The following is a 15,889-nucleotide window of genomic DNA, read 5'->3' on the forward strand; positions in this document are numbered from 1 at the left end:
AACACTGGAAGAGGATGGCGCCCCACTGGCGCGAGACAGGCCGTGGTCCGTGCTCCCGGGAATATTGCTTCCCTTCGGCTCGGGACCGTTTCCATCCATGAAGGGCGACGCCTGGCATGCCGGGATCGCGTCCAGGCTCTATCGCAGCGATCGTGCCCGGTGAGGACGAGCGATCAGGAGAAAAATGGTTCGGGGATTGGCAACGCAAGGTGTTGATGCAGGTTCAGGCCGGATATCAAAATCCGGCTTCCCGGCCCAGGGCGCGCCGCGCAGGCAATGGCTGCTGCGCAAGCTTGCAGCGGCACGGTAATGCTTACCGCAGCCGATGTAAATTCAGACCGTTTCCAGGCAAGACTTCCCGCATCTGAAGCGCCAGGAAGGACAAAAATGCGTTTCCACAAGAATGCGATCGATGCCGGGCAAGCGCCAGTGGATTGGCCGGACGAAAAAAAAACGCCAGTGGCAAGGCCACTGGCGTTTTTCATTGGTGCGATGAGGGACGCTGACGCATCCTCATCGCCCCGGACCGGATATCAGTCGGCGTAGATGCCGGCCTTCTTGATGATCGGCGCCCACTTGTCGATCTCGGCTTTCAGATGCCCGCGCAGCGCTTCAGGGGTGGCCCGGTTCTGTGCAACCGGCTCAGTGCCAAGGCCGGCAAAACGTTCGACCACCATCGGATCTTTCAGCGCTACCTGCAAGGCCTGTGACAGCTTGTCGACGACCGACTTTGGCGTGCCCTTGGGCGCGTACAGGCCGTGCCAGACCGCAACCTCGAACTTCGGCAGGCCGGCTTCGCTCAAGGTCGGCACCCCTGGCAGCGAGGCCAGGCGCTTGGAAGTCGTCAGGCCGTAGACCTTGACCTTGCCACCCTTGATCTGGGACGTCGTGTTGGTGGTCTGGTCGCACATCAGGTCGACCTGGCCACCCATCAGGTCATTCATGGCCGGGGCGGTTCCCTTGTAGGGAATGGTATTCAGGTCGGTTCCGATCGCCGACATGAACAACATGCCGCACAAATGGGATGCCGCACCGAGGCCGGCGTTCGCCAGCGAGACCTTCTTGGGATCCTTCTTGATGACGGCGATCAGTTCCTTCAGGTCCTGGGCCGGGAAATCCTTGCGTGCAATCAGCGTCATCGGCACGTCGGCGACCAGGCCGACCGGCTCGAAACTGTCGATCGAGTTGTACGGCAAGGTGCGGTACAGGCTCGGTGCGGTGGAATGCCCGATGTGATGCAGGAACAACATGTAGCCGTCGGGTGCAGCGCGCGCCACACGGGCGGCCGCAATGGTGCCGCCGGCACCGGGCGTATTCTCGACGACAACGGTCTTTTTCAGCGTGGTGGTCATCGATTGGGCGATGATCCGTCCGACCACGTCGGTTGGTCCGCCGGCGGCGAACGGGATCACCATGGTGATCGGCTTGCTGGGGTAGTCGTCGGCCGCCACGGCAGACACGGATGCGGCGCACAGTGCGGCAACGCCGATAGAACGGAGGATGGTTTTCATCTTTTTCCTTTGGATAGTTAAAACGCAAGCCGTCTGTGAATAAATCGGTGCAGCTTTTGCGGTGTCAAGTTTAGCATCCGGGCCGCTAGCTCAGGAGCATGCGGCCCGGACGAACCTGAAATTTTTATGGATATACCCAGTGCCGGTTTTGCAACTTCGCGCATCGAATCCGGGCTCAGATGCGCGCCTCGATCAGGAACGGTCCGCGCCGCCCCATTGCCGCCTGCAGCAGGTCGTTGAAACCGGCCGCATCGTCGCTGCGAGCCGCTTCCACGCCCATGCTTTGCGCCAGTGCCACCCAGTCCAGTTCAGGATCATCCAGGTTCAGCATGCGCATGGCGTTGCGCCCCAGATCGCCCCCTCCGACCATCTTCAGTTCGTTCTGCAGGATTGCGTATTTGCGGTTGGAAAAGATAATGGTCAGGACGTCCAGCCTTTCACGCGCATGGGTCCAGAGCGCCTGCGGCGTGTACATCGCACTGCCGTCCGCCTGCAGCGCCACCACCTTGCGGTCCGGGCACGCCAGTGCGGCGCCAGCCGCCATCGGCAGTCCGACACCGATCGCGCCACCGGTATTCTGCAGAAAGTCATGCGGTGCGGCGCCGAAAGTCGGCCCGAAAAAATCGCGGCCGGCGCTGATGGTCTCATCGCACAGGATGGCATTCGCCGGCAGGTAGCGCGCGACAGCGCGGATTATCGCGTCCGGCGTCAGCGCGCCGGACGCCAGCGGCAGCAGCGGTGAAGCCGGCAACTCCAGGGCACGCGGCGCGCCTGTCATTTCGGCCAACTGTTCAAGCGCCTCGGCAATGTCGTCGCCCGGGCCGGCCAGTTCTATCACTTCACAGTCTTCCGGCAGCACGCTGCCCGGCTTGCCGGGATACGCGAAAAATGCGACCGGCGCACGGGCACCAGCCAGGATCACCCTTTGCACGCCAGCGAAAGTGGCAAGCGCACGGTCCAGGTTATAGGGCACGCGGTCGACCGGAACCCGGCCTGCGCCACGCTCCATCCGGCCGTTGGATTGCTGGGCAATCAAACCGGTGCCGGTGGCGCCGGCGATGCGGCTGGCAGACCGCAATGCGCCCTCGCGCAGGCCGCCAGCAGATAGCATCAGCATGCTGCGGCCACCCTGCTTCAATGCATCGGCAGCGGCACGCACGCGGACATGGTCGACCCGGGACGGTGTCGATATGCGCGCCTGCGCAATCGGCCCGCCAGCTTCGTTCCATGCAGCGTCCGCTGGCAGGATCAAGGTCGCGACCTGACCCGGGGAACTGCGTGCCGCACTGATCGCGGCGGCCGCCGCCGGGCTGACGTCATTCACGTCCTGGACCCGTCCGACCCAGCCCGACATCGGCCGCGCCAGGCCTTCGATGTCCGAGGTCAGCGGCGCATCATGCACCAGGTGGTAGCTGGGGTGGTCGCCAACGATGTTGACCACAGGTGAATATGCCCGGCGTGCGTTGTGCAGGTTGGCCAAGCCGTTCACCAGTCCCGGCCCCAGGTGCATCAGGGTTGCGGCTGGCTTGCCGGCCATGCGCGCATAGCCGTCGGCGGCGCCGGTCACCACGCCCTCGAACAGGCCCAGCACGCAACGCATCGCGGGCTTGCGGTCGAGCGCTGCGACAAAATGCATTTCGGACGTGCCTGGATTGGCGAAGCAGACGTCAATTTCGTTGGCAAGCAGGGTATCGCAGAGTATGTCAGCGCCGTTCATCAGTGCCTCCTGGTAATTTTTGTTGGAATTTTGCTGGAAGAGTGTAGCGCGGCGCGCTCAGGGCTGCAGTTGCCTGCCCTGCTGCAATGCGGCTACTGCCTCGCGGTCGGTCTGGAACACATGATTCTCGCGTACCGAAGCGATCAGCCCTGCCGCTTCCATCACATCCCATACCTGCTTCTTGATGTTGGACACGTAAAGCTCGACCCCGGCATTGGCGAGAGTGGTCTGCAACGACTGGAAAGTGTCGACCCCGCTGGCATCCATGCTGTTGATGGCGCCGGCGCACAGCAGCAAGCGCCGCACCTCCGGATGCTGCTGCAAGCGGGTTCCGATGAAACGCTCCAGCGCCGGACCGGACAGGAAGTTCAGCGCCGAATCCATGCGCACGGCCAGCACATCGGGCGCCAGCGGCGGCAGGTCAAAGCGCGCGCTGTCGCGCAGGGTGCCGTCGGGATGCAGCGACACCGCGATGATGCGGGGACGCGTGTAGTGATACAGGAAAGTGACCATCGTCAGCCCGATCCCAGCGAACACGCCCCAGTGCAGGCGCGGCGTGGAAAACAGCGTGGTGGAAAAAGTCACCAGCGCAATGACGCCGTCACCGCGCGATATCGTGAACAAGCGCCGCATGGCGCCGAAATCGATCAACCCGAACACCGGGACAATGATCATCGCCGCCAGTACCGGCCGCGGCAGGAAGGCGACCCAGCCCGTCAGCAGCAGCAATCCGACCGCCACGCACAGCGCGGAGAACAGTGTCGACCACCCGCTGACGGCGCCCGCATACAAGTTCAATGCCGAGCGCGAAAATGAGCCGCTGACCGGGAACGCGCCGAACATGCCGCTGCCGATCTTGGCCAGGCCCTGGCCGACCAGTTCCTGGTCTTCGTCCCATTGTTCCTGGCGCCGGCGCGCCAGCACCCGGCAACTGGTCATCGCCTCGGTGAAGCTGATCAGCGCCAGGATCAGCGCCGCCGGCCACAGCTGCTGGTGGCTTTCAAACGATATTGCAGCGGGCCAGCCCGGCAGTGGCAGTCCGGCCGGAATCGCGCCGACCACCTGGCCGCCCGCTGCCTCGTATCCCAAGCCGCGGCTGAGCAGTATGGCGACGATGGTGACGATCAGGATGCCCGGCCAGTTGGGAAGGTAGCGCTTGAACAGTACCAGCAGCAAGACCGCCGACAGGCCCATCAGCACCGCCAGCAGCGTGCCCGGTGCGTGCATTGCGCGTTGCAAAGCCAGTTGCCAGTCGCCGGACAGGTCGACCCCGAACAGGGCTGGCAATTGCGAAACGACGATCAGCACTGCGGCCGCATTGATGAATCCGGTCAGCACCGGTTGCGACACCAGGTTGGCGATGCGGCCCAGTGAGAATGCGCCCAGTGCGAGCTGTATCACCCCTGCGTAGAGAGCGAGCCAGACCGCCAGTGCAATCCAGTCCGGCGATCCCGGGGTGGCCAGCGCCGACAGCGAGCCGAATACCAGCATGCTGGTGAGCGCAACCGGGCCGACCGACAACAGCTGCGATGACCCGAACAGGATGCCGATGATGCTCGGCACCAGCGCCGCATACAGCCCGGTCTCCGGCGGCATGCCGGCCAGGCTGGCATAGGCAATTGCTTGCGGAATCAGGATCAGGCCGACGCTGATGCCGGCCCAGGCATCCTTGCGCAGGGTTTGCATGGTGGGACGCGGCCAGCGGAGGAATGGCAGGAAGCGGGAAAGGCGTGGTGCGATTGGCATTCGGGAATGATGCCATAGAGCTAGCGATCGGGGATCAGCGGTGGATGAAAACCTTGCGGTCGGCGGCTCTGTTTCGAGGGGCGGCCATTGCACATAGCCGATTATTGCGGTTTTGCGGTTTTGCGGTTTTGCGGCTTACTGGCTTGCGGTTCGTGTGGCTGGGTTTGATGGTTGTCGTTGTGAAGCCGGGAGACACCCCGGCGGGTGTGTAACTTTCTTTTGGAAAAGAAAGTCACCAAAGAAACCAAAGTCAAAACCCACTTGGCCAACGCCCGCCTCGATAGGCAACCAGACTCGGATGTCTGGGCTAACTCAGTGCAACGTTCGCGAGTGATGATCCCTCGGCTGTACGCCGCTTACCTAATCAGCCAACCCCATGAAGTGTCTTATACCGATGCCCAGCGCACCGTTGACTCTTAATGTTTTTCGAAGCTTCAAATTGGCGATTGGGGTGCAGTGGTTCGGGTCGATCGAACGATGGCGCAATGATCAAACGCATTTGGATTAGCTCGCCAGATCACCAGATCACCAGATCACCAGATCAACAGATCACCAGATCACCAGATCACCAGATCACCAGGTCACCAGATCACCAGGTCATCAGGTCATCAGGTCATCAGGTCATCAGGTCATCAGGTCAATCGTCGATCGTCGATCGTCGATCAGCTCCACTGTGTTTCAAGCGTTGTCCGTAGCGATACGTTTTTGACGTACCCCCCGTATACGACGCCCCGAAATCTGATGGGATGGCGGATAAAGAAGCGTGCTTGTCTGAGCGAAGCGAGTTTGCACGCTTCTCCGCCAGGCCGTCGGATTTTGGGGGGACCCCGAAGGGGCGGCGTATCAGGGTCGCCTTTCTTTGGTTCCTTTCTTTGGCGAAGCAAAGAAAGGAACACGCCCGCCGGTGCGGAAACCGGCTACGTCGCAATCAACGCCAGTTTGAAAGAAGCACAAACGTTAGCAAAGAAAGCGACACGCCCGCCGGCGCGGAAACCGGCTACGTCGCAATCAACGCCAGTTTGAAAGAAGCACAAACGTTAGCAAAGAAAGCGACACGCCCGCCGGTGCGGAAACCGGCTACGTCGCAATCAACGCCAGTTTGAAAGAAGCACAAACGTTAGCAAAGAAAGCGACACGCCCGCCGGCGCGGAAACCGGCTACGTCGCAATCAACGCCAGTTTGAAAGAAGCACAAACGTTAGCAAAGAAAGCGACACGCCCGCCGGTGCGGAAACCGGCTACGTCGCAATCAACGCCAGTTTGAAAGAAGCACAAACGTTAGCAAAGAAAGCGACACGCCCGCCGGCGCGGAAACCGGCTACGTCGCAATCAACGCCAGTTTGAAAGAAGCACAAACGTTAGCAAAGAAAGCGACACGCCCGCCGGCGCGGAAACCGGCTATGTCGCAATCAACGCCAGTTTGAAAGAAGCACAAACGTTAGCAAAGAAAGCGACACGCCCTCCGGCGCGGGAACCGGCTACGTCGCAATCAACGCCAGTTTGAAAAGAGCACAACCGCTAGCAAAAAAAGGAAAATGCCAGCCGGTGCGAAAACCGGCTAGCTCGCAATCAACCTTAAGTCGAGAACACGATCGCGATCGATCAGCCCTTCGCTATCGGATGATTCGCCATCCTCTCCACCGCCTGGCACAAGGCCGAATGATCCAGCCCGCCGCCATCATGCGCCACCATCGAATTCATCAATTCCTGCACCGCCGCGGTATTCGGCAAGGACACCCCCAGCGCCCTCGCCCCCTGCAGCGCCAGGTTCAGGTCTTTCTGATGCAGCGCGATCCGGAAGCCCGGGTTGAAGGTGCGCTTGATCATGCGTTCGCCATGAACTTCCAGAATGCGCGAGGAGGCGAAGCCGCCCATCAGCGCCTGCCGTACCTTGGCCGGATCGGCGCCGGCCTTGGATGCGAACAGCAGCGCCTCGGCAACTGCCTGGATGTTCAACGCGACGATGATCTGGTTCGCCACCTTGGTGGTCTGCCCGTCGCCGTTGCCGCCGACCAGCGTGATGTTCTTGCCCATCAGGTCGAACAAGGGCTTGACCCTGGCGAACGCTGCTTCCGGGCCGCCAACCATGATGGTGAGCGATGCCGCTTTCGCGCCCACTTCACCGCCGGATACCGGGGCGTCCAGGTAATCGCAGCCAAGCTCATTGATGCGCCGCGCGAATTCCTTGGTCGCGATCGGCGAGATCGAACTCATGTCGACCACGATCTTGCCGGACGAAAGTCCGATGGCCACCCCCTTGTCGCCAAACAGGACCGACTCGACGTCCGGCGTGTCCGGCACCATCAGGATGATGACTTCGGCGCTGGCGGCGACCTCAGCGGCAGATGCGCACATGGTCGCGCCAGCCTCGATCAGCTGCGCCGGCTTCGAACGCGCGTTGTGGATGAAAAGCTGGTGTCCGCCTGCCTGCAGGTGAGCCGCCATCGGCAAGCCCATGATGCCGGTGCCGATGAATCCAATGTTTGCCATGCTGTCTCCTCTTGTTTTTCAAATTCCGTAAATCGTTCAGACGCCGTGCGCGGCGCGCCAGCCCAGGCCCTCGACCGTGCCCGCCTTCGGCTTGTATTCGCAGCCGATCCAGCCGTCATAGCCGATCTCGTCCAAAAGGCGGAACAGGTAGGTGTAATTGATCTCGCCGGTGCCGGGTTCGAAACGGCCGGGATTGTCGGCCAGCTGGATATGCGCAATTTTCGGCAGGTTGGCCTTGATGGTGTTGGCCAGTTCGCCTTCCATCCGCTGCATGTGATAAATGTCGTACTGGACGAACAGGTTGTCGCTGCCGGTTTCGGCAATGATGTCGACTGCCTGCCGGGTGCGCGACAGGAAGAAACCCGGAATGTCGAAGGTGTTGATCGGCTCGATCAGCAGGCGGATGCCGGCCCCCTTCAGTTGTGCAGCCGCGTACTGCAGGTTAGCCACGAAGGTCGCGTGCGCCTGCTCGCGCGTCACGCCCTGCGGCACGATGCCGGCCAGGCAGTTCAGCTGCTTCGCGCCCAACGCTGCGGCGTAACCCAAGGCCAGGCTCACGCCCTCCCTGAATTCGGCCACGCGGGCCGGATGGCAGGCGATGCCGCGCTCGCCGCCGTCCCAATTGCCGGCCGGCAGGTTGTGCAGCACCATCTCCAGCCCGTTTGCCTTGAGCCGGGTGGCAATCTGGTCCGGCGCATAGGCATAGGGGAACAGGAACTCGACACCGCGAAATCCGTGTTTCGCGGCGGCGTCGAAGCGGTCCAGGAAGTCCACTTCATTGAACAGCATCGTCAGGTTGGCTGCCAGCTTGGTCATGATCTGATTCTTTTCCGGTCTTGTTGCTAGGTTGTTGTTCGTTTGTTGTTCGTTTGTTGTTCGTTTGTAGTTCGGTTGTCTATCGGATTGCCGACACGTCTGCGAATTCGTTGACGTTGTCGATCTCGGTGCCCATCGCGATGTTGGTGACCCGCTCCAGGATCACTTCCACCACCACCGGCACGCGGTGCTGCCGCGCCAGTGCGCGCGCCTGCTCGAATGCGCCGATCAGTTGATCGGGATCGGTGACGCGGATCGCCTTGCAGCCCAGCCCTTCGACCACGGCAACGTGATCGACACCATAACCCGCGATTCCGTCCGAATCAACGTTGATGTTCTCGAAGCCGAGCTGCACGCAGAAGTCCATGTCGAAGTTGCGCTGCGCCTGGCGGATCAGCCCGAGATAGGAGTTGTTCACCAGCACGTGGATGTAGGGCAGCTTGAACTGCGCGCCGACCGCCAGCTCTTCGATCAGGAACTGGAAATCATAGTCGCCGGAAATGGCAACGATCTCGGCGCTCTCGTCGGCTGCGCGCACGCCCAGCGACGCCGGTATGGTCCAGCCGAGCGGGCCGGCCTGGCCGCAATTGACCCAGTGGCGCGGATGGTGGACATGCAGGAATTGCGCCGCCGCGATCTGCGAATTGCCGATCGATGACACGTAGCGCACGTTGCGCCCGAAGAAGCGGTTCATCTCGTGATAGACGCGGAATGGCTTGATCGGGATGTCGTCGTAATCGGACTTGCGCAGCATGCTTTGCTTGCGCGCCTGGCATTGCTCCACCCACTGCGAGCGGTTCTTCAGCTTGCCGGCGGCCTTCCATTCCTGCGCAACTTCGAGGAACAGTTCGAGCGCTGCCTTCGCGTCCGAAACGATGCCATAGTCCGGACCGAACACGCGGCCGATCTGGGTCGGTTCGATGTCCACATGCACGAACTTGCGCCCCTTCGTGAACACATCCACCGAGCCGGTATGACGGTTGGCCCAGCGGTTGCCGATGCCGAGCACGAAGTCCGATTCCAGCATGGTGGCGTTGCCGTACTTGTGGCTGGTCTGCAGGCCGACCATGCCCGCCATCAGCGGATGGTCGTCGGCAATCGAACCCCATCCCATCAGGGTCGGGATGACCGGCACGCCGACCGTCTCGGCAAACTTGACCAGCAAGGCCGATGCATCGGCATTGATGATGCCGCCACCGGCGGTGATCAGGGGCCGTTCTGCTTCGTTGAACATCGCCATTGCCTTCTCGACCTGCTTGCGGCTGGCAGCCGGCTTGTAGACCGGCAGCGGCTCGTAGGTGTCGGGATCGAATTCGATTTCAGCCACCTGCACGTCGAACGGCAGGTCGATCAGCACCGGGCCCGGACGGCCGGAGCGCATCACGTGGAAAGCCTGCTGGAAAACGCGCGGCACCAGTGCCGGCTCGCGCACGGTCACAGCCCATTTCGTCACCGGCTTGGCGATGGACTCGATGTCGACCGCCTGGAAGTCTTCCTTGAACATGCGCGCGCGCGGCGCCTGGCCGGTAATGCACAGGATGGGGATCGAATCAGCCTGGGCCGAGTACAACCCGGTGATCATGTCGGTACCGGCCGGTCCGGAGGTGCCGATGCAGATGCCGATATTGCCAGCCTTGGCGCGGGTGTAACCCTCGGCCATGTGGGATGCGCCTTCGACATGGCGTGCAAGAATGTGGCGCATGCCGCCATCTTTTTTCATCGCCGCATAGAAAGGATTGATTGCCGCGCCCGGTACGCCGAACGCGACGTTCGCGCCTTCCTTTTGCAGGACGAACACCGCCGCCTGCGCTGCTGTCATTTTTGCCATCTTGCATCTCCTTGCTTGATTACTGTTTGTATGGACCCATGCTATCTGCGAAGAATAAGTTTGATAAGAGGACAAACTATCGCTTTATTCGATACTTTTAGTATGGAATAATCCATCGCATGGACAAGCTCACGCAAATCGAAGCATTCGTCGACGTCTCGGAGAAAGGCAGCCTGGCGAAAGCCGCGTTGTCGCAGAAGATCACGCCCGTCATGCTGGGCCGGCGCATCGATGCGCTGGAAAAACGGCTAGGTGTGAAACTGATGCATCGCAGCACGCGTCATCTGGCCCTGACCGAGCAGGGCGTCGTGTACCTGGACCACTGCCGCAAGCTGCTTAACGAGCTCGACAGCGCGGAAAAGGCCTTGACCGAAGGCCAGCACACAGCGACCGGGCACCTGATCGTCTCGGCCCCCGCATCCTTCGGACGGCACCATGTCGCAGCCCACGCTCCGGCCTTCGTGCAGGCCAACCCGGATGTGCGGATCTCCTTCAACCTGACCGACCAGGTGGTCGACCTGGTCCGCGAAGGCTATGACATGGGCATACGCATAGGCGGCAACATCGATCCCAACTTCGTCGCCATCAAACTTTGGCCGAATCGCCGGGTGGTCTGCGCGTCGCCCACCTACCTGGCAAAGCACGGCGTGCCGCGCAAGCTGGACGACCTGCAGCAACACAATTGCCTGTCATTCAACCTGCAGGGAGGTCAGCAGCGGGGATGGTATTTCCAGAAAGGCGGCAAGACGCTCGCCGTACGCGTGGACGGCAATCTCGACTGCAACGATGGCGAGTTGCTGCATCGCTGGTCGGTGGAGGGCCTGGGACTGGCATGGCGCTCGACGTGGGAAATCCAGCACGAACTGGCGACCGGCGCGCTGGAAACGGTGCTGGACGAGTTTGCGTTGCCAGACTACACGATCATGGCGGTGTATCCGCAGCAGCGGCATGTGCCGGCCAAGATCAGGTTCTATGTCGAGTTCCTGAAGCAGACCTATGCGCAGGCGGGATACTGGAGCCGGTCGCACGGAGGCTGGTAGTTAGTGGTGGCGGCCCCTTCCCGGGGCCACCACCGGCCTTGACGATCAGGCCGCCGTCGCCAGCATCTTCACCTGCCCTGCCTGTACTTGCATGGTCTGCGCCAGCAGTTTCACCAGCGCATACACGGTATCGATGTGCGGCGTCGGCGTGCCGGTCAGGCGGCCAAGCTCGATCACCGATCCCACCAGCGCATCGATCTCCGGTCCGCGTCCTGCTTCCACATCCTGCAGCATCGAGGTCTTGTGCTTGCCGACTTTCTCGGCGCCTTCGATGCGCTTTTCCATCGGCACGCGGAATTTGATGCCCAGGGTTTGCGCAACGGCGGCCGCTTCCGTCATCATGCCGGCGGCCAGCTCGCGGGTCAGCTGGAACTGGCAGATGTCGACCAGCGTGGCGTGAGCCAGTGCGCTGATCGGGTTGAAGGTCAGGTTGCCCCACAACTTCAGCCAGATCTCGGAGCGGATGTCGGTCAGCACCGGCGCCTTGAAGCCGGCGTTCACGAACACATCGGCGATGCGGTTCACCCGCTCGCTGTCCGAGCCGTCGAGTTCGCCCAGCGGAAAGCGCTCGCCTTCGATATGGCGCACCACGCCCGGCGCAATCAGCTCCGAGGCCGGATAGACCACGCAACCAAGCACTTGCGCGGGCGGGATCTTCGCCAGGATCTTTCCGGTCGGGTCCACGCTCTCCACCCGCCGGCCTGCCAGTTCGCCGCCGTGCTTGTGGAAATACCAGTACGGTATGCCGTTCTGCATCGTCACCACGGTCGTGTCCGGGCCGATCAGCTTGGGCACGTCGTCCGCCACTGCTTCGAGCTGGTTGGCCTTCAGCGCCAGGATGACCAGGTCCTGCGGCCCCACCTCGTCATAGTTGTTGCTTGCCTTGACGTTGGCGGCAACGTGTTCGACGCCATCGTGCATGATCAGCTTGAATCCGTTGCGCCGGATTGCATCCAGATTGGCGCCACGCACGATGAAGGTCACATCCTCGCCGGCCAGGGCCAGCTTTGCGCCAACATAACCGCCTATACCGCCTGCTCCTACTATTGCTATTTTCATGTCTCTCTCCCGGGGATTCCTTGCACGGCGGGCGTCGTGGCCCGCGCCGTGCAATCGCCCCTTTATTCGAACCGGTTGATCAGTTTGCCGATGCCTGCAATGTCAATTTCGATCGTGCTGCCGGGCTTCATCGAGCCGACCCCGACCGAGGTGCCGCACATGATCATGTCGCCGGGATTGAGCGTCATGTCATGCGAGATGCGCGACACCAGCTGCGCTACCGAAAACACCATGTCGGCAATCGGATAATCCTGGCGCACATCGCCGTTGAGGACGGTGCGGATGCTCAGCGTGGCCGGATCGAGTCCGGTGGCAATCACCGGCCCGATCGGGCAGAAGGTGTCGAAGCCCTTGGAGCGCGTCCATTGCACAAACGAAGGATCGCGGTTGAGGATGTCGGCGTGGGTCACGTCGTTGATGCAGGTGTAGCCGAACACATGCGACAGTGCATCCTCTTCGGCGACGCGGGTGGCCTGCTTGCCGATCACCACGCCGAGCTCGCCTTCGAACACCACCTTGCCCTCCTGCTGCGGCTTCCTGATGGTTTCTTCCGGATCAAGATAAGAGTTGGAAGGCTTGATGAAATAAAGGGGTTCGGCCGGGGTGGACAGGCCGAGTTTCTTGCCCAGCGCATGGAAGTTGTTCCATAGCGCGACCGCCTTGCCAGGCAGGCAGGGCGCGAGCAGTCTTGCTTCGCGCGCGTCGACGTAGTTAGAAGTCGGCGCCGGATTGTCGAACATGTTGCCGGTGTAAACACGGATGCGGTCGCCGTCTAGCGTGCCGAAACCGGTTTCGCCGGATTGATTGAAGCGGACCCAGTGCTGGACCATGATATTTCTCCGAAGGATGAATGAAAGCTGGTGCACCACGCGCAGGCGAACGCAAACACGCCGCCCTGCCCATGGCAGGCAAATCTGGCAATGGCCTGCCGCCGCAGCGCTATTTTGCTGCAGTGCAAAACCACAAGACTACCGTATCTCTACCGTAGATTCGCCAGCCGCTCCCTCATTCCCGAAAAAATATCCAGGGTCACGCTGTTACGTCCGCCCTCCGGCCTCCCCCTTCTGCCCTGTCCTGCCCGGGGCATTCGCGCTCCGGGCCTGATGGCGCCGGCACACACCGTCGGTGTGTCCGGGTACTGATGATGAATCATGGCTTGCCTATGGTGATGTTGAATTCGGGTCAACTGCGCGCGCGGCCAGTAGCCAGCAGGCGCGCAGCAAGAAAATGGGGGCTGGAAGCCCGGGGCGCAGGATCAGACGCCGACTTCGGCGCTCTGGAACGCCTTCCAGTCGATCGCATGAGCGGCGCTGCCGCGCATCGCTTCATGGCAGCGCGTCTTGGCCTGCTTGATCAGCGAAACCAGGAAGTCCGCGTCATAGGCCGTCAGCAGGTGCGGCTGGTGCTTCTGCAGGTAAGTCTTGATGCGGCTGTCTTCGCAGCCGATGTTCACCAGGTCGCGCCAGGTTTCTTCATCCCAGCACCAGCGCAGACCGAGTTCGTAGAACGCGGCGTTGTAGGCGTTGCGGTCGGTTTCTGGTGCGTTGTTCATGGCGGCGATCCTTTAGATGAGCGGGTATCCGGGCGATGCGCCGGGACTTTTTCATCAGGTCCGGCAAACCATCGGACCTGAGGCATGGATCGGATGTTACGGAGCGCAAACGATTAATGACAGTTAAAGTTTTTACTGGAAACGATAAGCTTTCCTTATGCTCAGAACATCCTGATGGGCGATTCGTCGGCCCCGCCCACCAGATGCCTGTCACCAAGCTTTTGTGCGCTAAACGCACTCCGAAAGCGGCCAATTCCGAAGAAAAAAACAATCCCGTTTCCTGGCGAACCAATCCAGCCTGCAAGCGCACATACCAGCGCTTTTCTTTCTGACGACCGCAAGCATGCGGCCCTTGAAAGCAGGTTGTCGCGACCGGATCCGCCGGTCGCGACGTGTCTCAATAAAATATTTCCAGGAGTGCGTACCTTGTCTGATAAAAACGCCGCGTCATCAATCAGGTTGAAGCTTTTCAAATCGCCCACGAACGAGAAAGTACAGGAAAAAGGACAGGAGAAAGGACAGGACAAGCACGACCAGCAACCCCCTTCTCCGCGGGTGGTCAGAAGTCCGCGCCAATCCACGCAATTCCCTGTTTCACCGGTTCCGGGCGATGCCGTGCCGAGCACCGCAACATCGCCACGGAAAGCGGATGAATCGGAGCAGAAAGAGTCGCCACGAAGTCCCTTCGGCCGATCCTTCACCCTTGCGAGGCGGGCCTCGAAGATGGACCCCGACGATCCGGCGCGTTCGCCGGTCAGCAGGGTCAAAAGTGGAAATGGCGGCATCTCGCAACGCATCAGGCCCAAGAGTGTTGCGTTCGACGCGCCGCCGTGCGCAAACAATATCGGGATTGATGCGGTGTCGCCGACCTGGAATGCGCCAACAACAACCGCATCGACATCGACCGCCTCGACAACATCAACCACTTCCACGACTTCCACGACCACTCCGCTAGCCTCGCCCTCGAAGGTCACGATCACTGCAGGACGCCGACCAAAGTCGGCACCTCCGGCATTGAGCCCGAACTCAAAACGCAACGCCGCCGCAACCGCGCTTGGAGAAGCGATCGGCAGTCCTTCCTCGCTCACCTCGCTCACCTCGCTCACCTCGCCCACATCCCCAACGACCATCCAGAACGCCGATGATCTACGCGAAAGGCATGGATCTGAGGCGGAACTGTCATCACCCCCCGGCTCGCCTCGATCCGGTGCGCACAAGCTGGAGCAGCGCCAGCGCCGGCGCTCGGTCTCGCTTGAGCGAGATCACAAGATACAACGACTGCCCAAGCCCATCCTCTATCCGGCCGGTGCTGAAGCGTGGATCAGTCCGGCCGATTTCGACAGGCTGGATCATCCGGCCAAGCGGATGGTGTCGGCATTCGCCGCAGCGAAGCAGGCATTTGCGCTTGGCAAGGCTGCATACGGCGACCGCTGGGCCTGGGACACGGGCAATGCACCGCTGCGCAACTGGGGGCAGCGCGGCACGATGGGAGCGCCAGGATCGCGGTCGGACGACGAATTCTTCGGCTCGCAGGCAAGCATGGAGAAGGCCTTCAAAAACGGCACAATGACGCAATACTTCGACGATGCATTTGCCCAAATAAAGCAAAACGGGGCGGATGACAAAGCCATACTGAAACTCGCAAAGCAGGCTGACCACGTGCTGAACCTGGCCTGCGATACGCTGCGTGCCGTCATGCGCAGGACCGACGTCAAGCCGGCCCAGCTGATCCTGGCATGGAAAGCGGTCACGGAGCAGAATCCGAGCGATTTCGAAAAAGGCATCCTGCGAGCCTATTACCCGCACGAGAAGCGCCTCGCCGTTTCCGTGTTCGTGGCCGCGTCGGTCGACCTGATGAATTTTGTGGTCGAGGGTGTCTCATCGACGGAAACTGTCAGGATCACGCTGCAGGACATGCAGGGCACCTTCTATTACGTCGGCTGCCACCTGTTCGGATATACGCTGGAGGATCTATCCAAAGCCATACAAGCTCTCAACAACGAGGAAATCCGCCAAGTATTCAATACCATGGTGCTGCGCTCGGGTACCCTGTTCAACCTCCTCGTGAACGGGGATCTTCGCTTTAGCAACCAGAAGAAAAGCTAGCTTATATTGGGGTCAGACTCGATAT

The 15,889-nt window shown here is 61.2% G+C and carries 12 protein-coding genes; 2 read left to right on the forward strand and 10 right to left on the reverse strand.

What is annotated here, in order from left to right; all coding sequences use genetic code 11:
* Positions 1 to 173: 173 nt before the first annotated feature.
* From FVE66_RS09795 to gcl, 7 genes are all read right to left on the reverse strand, one after another.
* Positions 174 to 485: a hypothetical protein gene (locus FVE66_RS09795; RefSeq protein WP_151447182.1), complete on the reverse strand. Its 312-nt coding sequence runs from the start codon at positions 483 to 485 to the stop codon at positions 174 to 176.
* Positions 486 to 533: 48 nt separating this feature from the next.
* Positions 534 to 1,511 carry a tripartite tricarboxylate transporter substrate binding protein BugD gene (locus FVE66_RS09800; protein ID WP_151447183.1) on the reverse strand — a complete coding sequence of 326 codons (978 nt, stop codon included), beginning with the start codon at positions 1,509 to 1,511 and terminating at the stop codon, positions 534 to 536.
* Between the two features lie 175 nt (positions 1,512 to 1,686).
* Positions 1,687 to 3,228 (reverse strand): acetolactate synthase large subunit, encoded by a 1,542-nt coding sequence (locus FVE66_RS09805; RefSeq protein WP_151447184.1) that lies wholly within the window; start codon positions 3,226 to 3,228, stop codon positions 1,687 to 1,689.
* Positions 3,229 to 3,285: 57 nt separating this feature from the next.
* Positions 3,286 to 4,974 carry a SulP family inorganic anion transporter gene (locus FVE66_RS09810; RefSeq protein ID WP_151447185.1) on the reverse strand — a complete coding sequence of 563 codons (1,689 nt, stop codon included), beginning with the start codon at positions 4,972 to 4,974 and terminating at the stop codon, positions 3,286 to 3,288.
* A gap of 1,601 nt (positions 4,975 to 6,575) precedes the next feature.
* Positions 6,576 to 7,463, reverse strand: coding sequence for a 2-hydroxy-3-oxopropionate reductase (locus FVE66_RS09815; RefSeq protein ID WP_151447186.1), 888 nt, complete (start codon positions 7,461 to 7,463; stop codon positions 6,576 to 6,578).
* Between the two features lie 36 nt (positions 7,464 to 7,499).
* Positions 7,500 to 8,279 carry a hydroxypyruvate isomerase gene (gene hyi / locus FVE66_RS09820; RefSeq protein ID WP_151447187.1) on the reverse strand — a complete coding sequence of 260 codons (780 nt, stop codon included), beginning with the start codon at positions 8,277 to 8,279 and terminating at the stop codon, positions 7,500 to 7,502.
* Between the two features lie 79 nt (positions 8,280 to 8,358).
* Positions 8,359 to 10,107 (reverse strand): glyoxylate carboligase, encoded by a 1,749-nt coding sequence (gene gcl / locus FVE66_RS09825; RefSeq protein WP_151447188.1) that lies wholly within the window; start codon positions 10,105 to 10,107, stop codon positions 8,359 to 8,361.
* A 119-nt stretch (positions 10,108 to 10,226) separates the two neighbouring features.
* Here gcl and FVE66_RS09830 point away from each other — a divergent pair, with 119 nt between their 5' ends.
* Positions 10,227 to 11,147 carry a LysR family transcriptional regulator gene (locus FVE66_RS09830; RefSeq protein ID WP_151447189.1) on the forward strand — a complete coding sequence of 307 codons (921 nt, stop codon included), beginning with the start codon at positions 10,227 to 10,229 and terminating at the stop codon, positions 11,145 to 11,147.
* Between the two features lie 45 nt (positions 11,148 to 11,192).
* Here FVE66_RS09830 and FVE66_RS09835 read toward each other — a convergent pair whose 3' ends face one another.
* The 3 genes from FVE66_RS09835 to FVE66_RS09845 all read right to left on the reverse strand — a co-directional run bounded on the left by FVE66_RS09835 (position 11,193) and on the right by FVE66_RS09845 (position 13,758).
* Complete coding sequence (locus FVE66_RS09835; protein ID WP_151447190.1) at positions 11,193 to 12,206, reverse strand: 2-dehydropantoate 2-reductase; 1,014 nt, start codon at positions 12,204 to 12,206, stop codon at positions 11,193 to 11,195.
* Positions 12,207 to 12,268: 62 nt separating this feature from the next.
* On the reverse strand, positions 12,269 to 13,036 hold the full coding sequence (locus tag FVE66_RS09840; RefSeq protein WP_151447191.1) for a fumarylacetoacetate hydrolase family protein: 768 nt from the start codon (positions 13,034 to 13,036) through the stop codon (positions 12,269 to 12,271).
* A 425-nt stretch (positions 13,037 to 13,461) separates the two neighbouring features.
* Positions 13,462 to 13,758, reverse strand: coding sequence for an HAD family hydrolase (locus tag FVE66_RS09845; protein ID WP_151447192.1), 297 nt, complete (start codon positions 13,756 to 13,758; stop codon positions 13,462 to 13,464).
* Between the two features lie 426 nt (positions 13,759 to 14,184).
* Between FVE66_RS09845 and FVE66_RS09855 the strand changes: the two genes are divergently transcribed.
* Positions 14,185 to 15,864 carry a hypothetical protein gene (locus FVE66_RS09855; RefSeq protein ID WP_206668733.1) on the forward strand — a complete coding sequence of 560 codons (1,680 nt, stop codon included), beginning with the start codon at positions 14,185 to 14,187 and terminating at the stop codon, positions 15,862 to 15,864.
* Positions 15,865 to 15,889 lie beyond the last annotated feature (25 nt).

This window comes from Lacisediminimonas profundi (assembly GCF_008831265.1).
Classification (GTDB): Bacteria; Pseudomonadota; Gammaproteobacteria; order Burkholderiales; family Burkholderiaceae_D; genus Lacisediminimonas; species Lacisediminimonas profundi.

Bases quoted from the DNA above. Each gene is read 5' to 3' on its own strand.
- FVE66_RS09815 (WP_151447186.1), bottom strand. From the start codon at position 7,463: ATGGCAAACATTGGATTCATCGGCACCGGCATCATGGGCTTGCCGATG.
- FVE66_RS09810 (WP_151447185.1), bottom strand. From the start codon at position 4,974: ATGCCAATCGCACCACGCCTTTCCCGCTTCCTGCCATTCCTCCGCTGG.
- FVE66_RS09840 (WP_151447191.1), bottom strand. From the start codon at position 13,036: ATGGTCCAGCACTGGGTCCGCTTCAATCAATCCGGCGAAACCGGTTTC.
- FVE66_RS09795 (WP_151447182.1), bottom strand. From the start codon at position 485: ATGAAAAACGCCAGTGGCCTTGCCACTGGCGTTTTTTTTTCGTCCGGC.
- FVE66_RS09800 (WP_151447183.1), bottom strand. From the start codon at position 1,511: ATGAAAACCATCCTCCGTTCTATCGGCGTTGCCGCACTGTGCGCCGCA.
- hyi (WP_151447187.1), bottom strand. From the start codon at position 8,279: ATGACCAAGCTGGCAGCCAACCTGACGATGCTGTTCAATGAAGTGGAC.
- gcl (WP_151447188.1), bottom strand. From the start codon at position 10,107: ATGGCAAAAATGACAGCAGCGCAGGCGGCGGTGTTCGTCCTGCAAAAG.
- FVE66_RS09835 (WP_151447190.1), bottom strand. From the start codon at position 12,206: ATGAAAATAGCAATAGTAGGAGCAGGCGGTATAGGCGGTTATGTTGGC.
- FVE66_RS09845 (WP_151447192.1), bottom strand. From the start codon at position 13,758: ATGAACAACGCACCAGAAACCGACCGCAACGCCTACAACGCCGCGTTC.
- FVE66_RS09830 (WP_151447189.1), top strand. From the start codon at position 10,227: ATGGACAAGCTCACGCAAATCGAAGCATTCGTCGACGTCTCGGAGAAA.
- FVE66_RS09805 (WP_151447184.1), bottom strand. From the start codon at position 3,228: ATGAACGGCGCTGACATACTCTGCGATACCCTGCTTGCCAACGAAATT.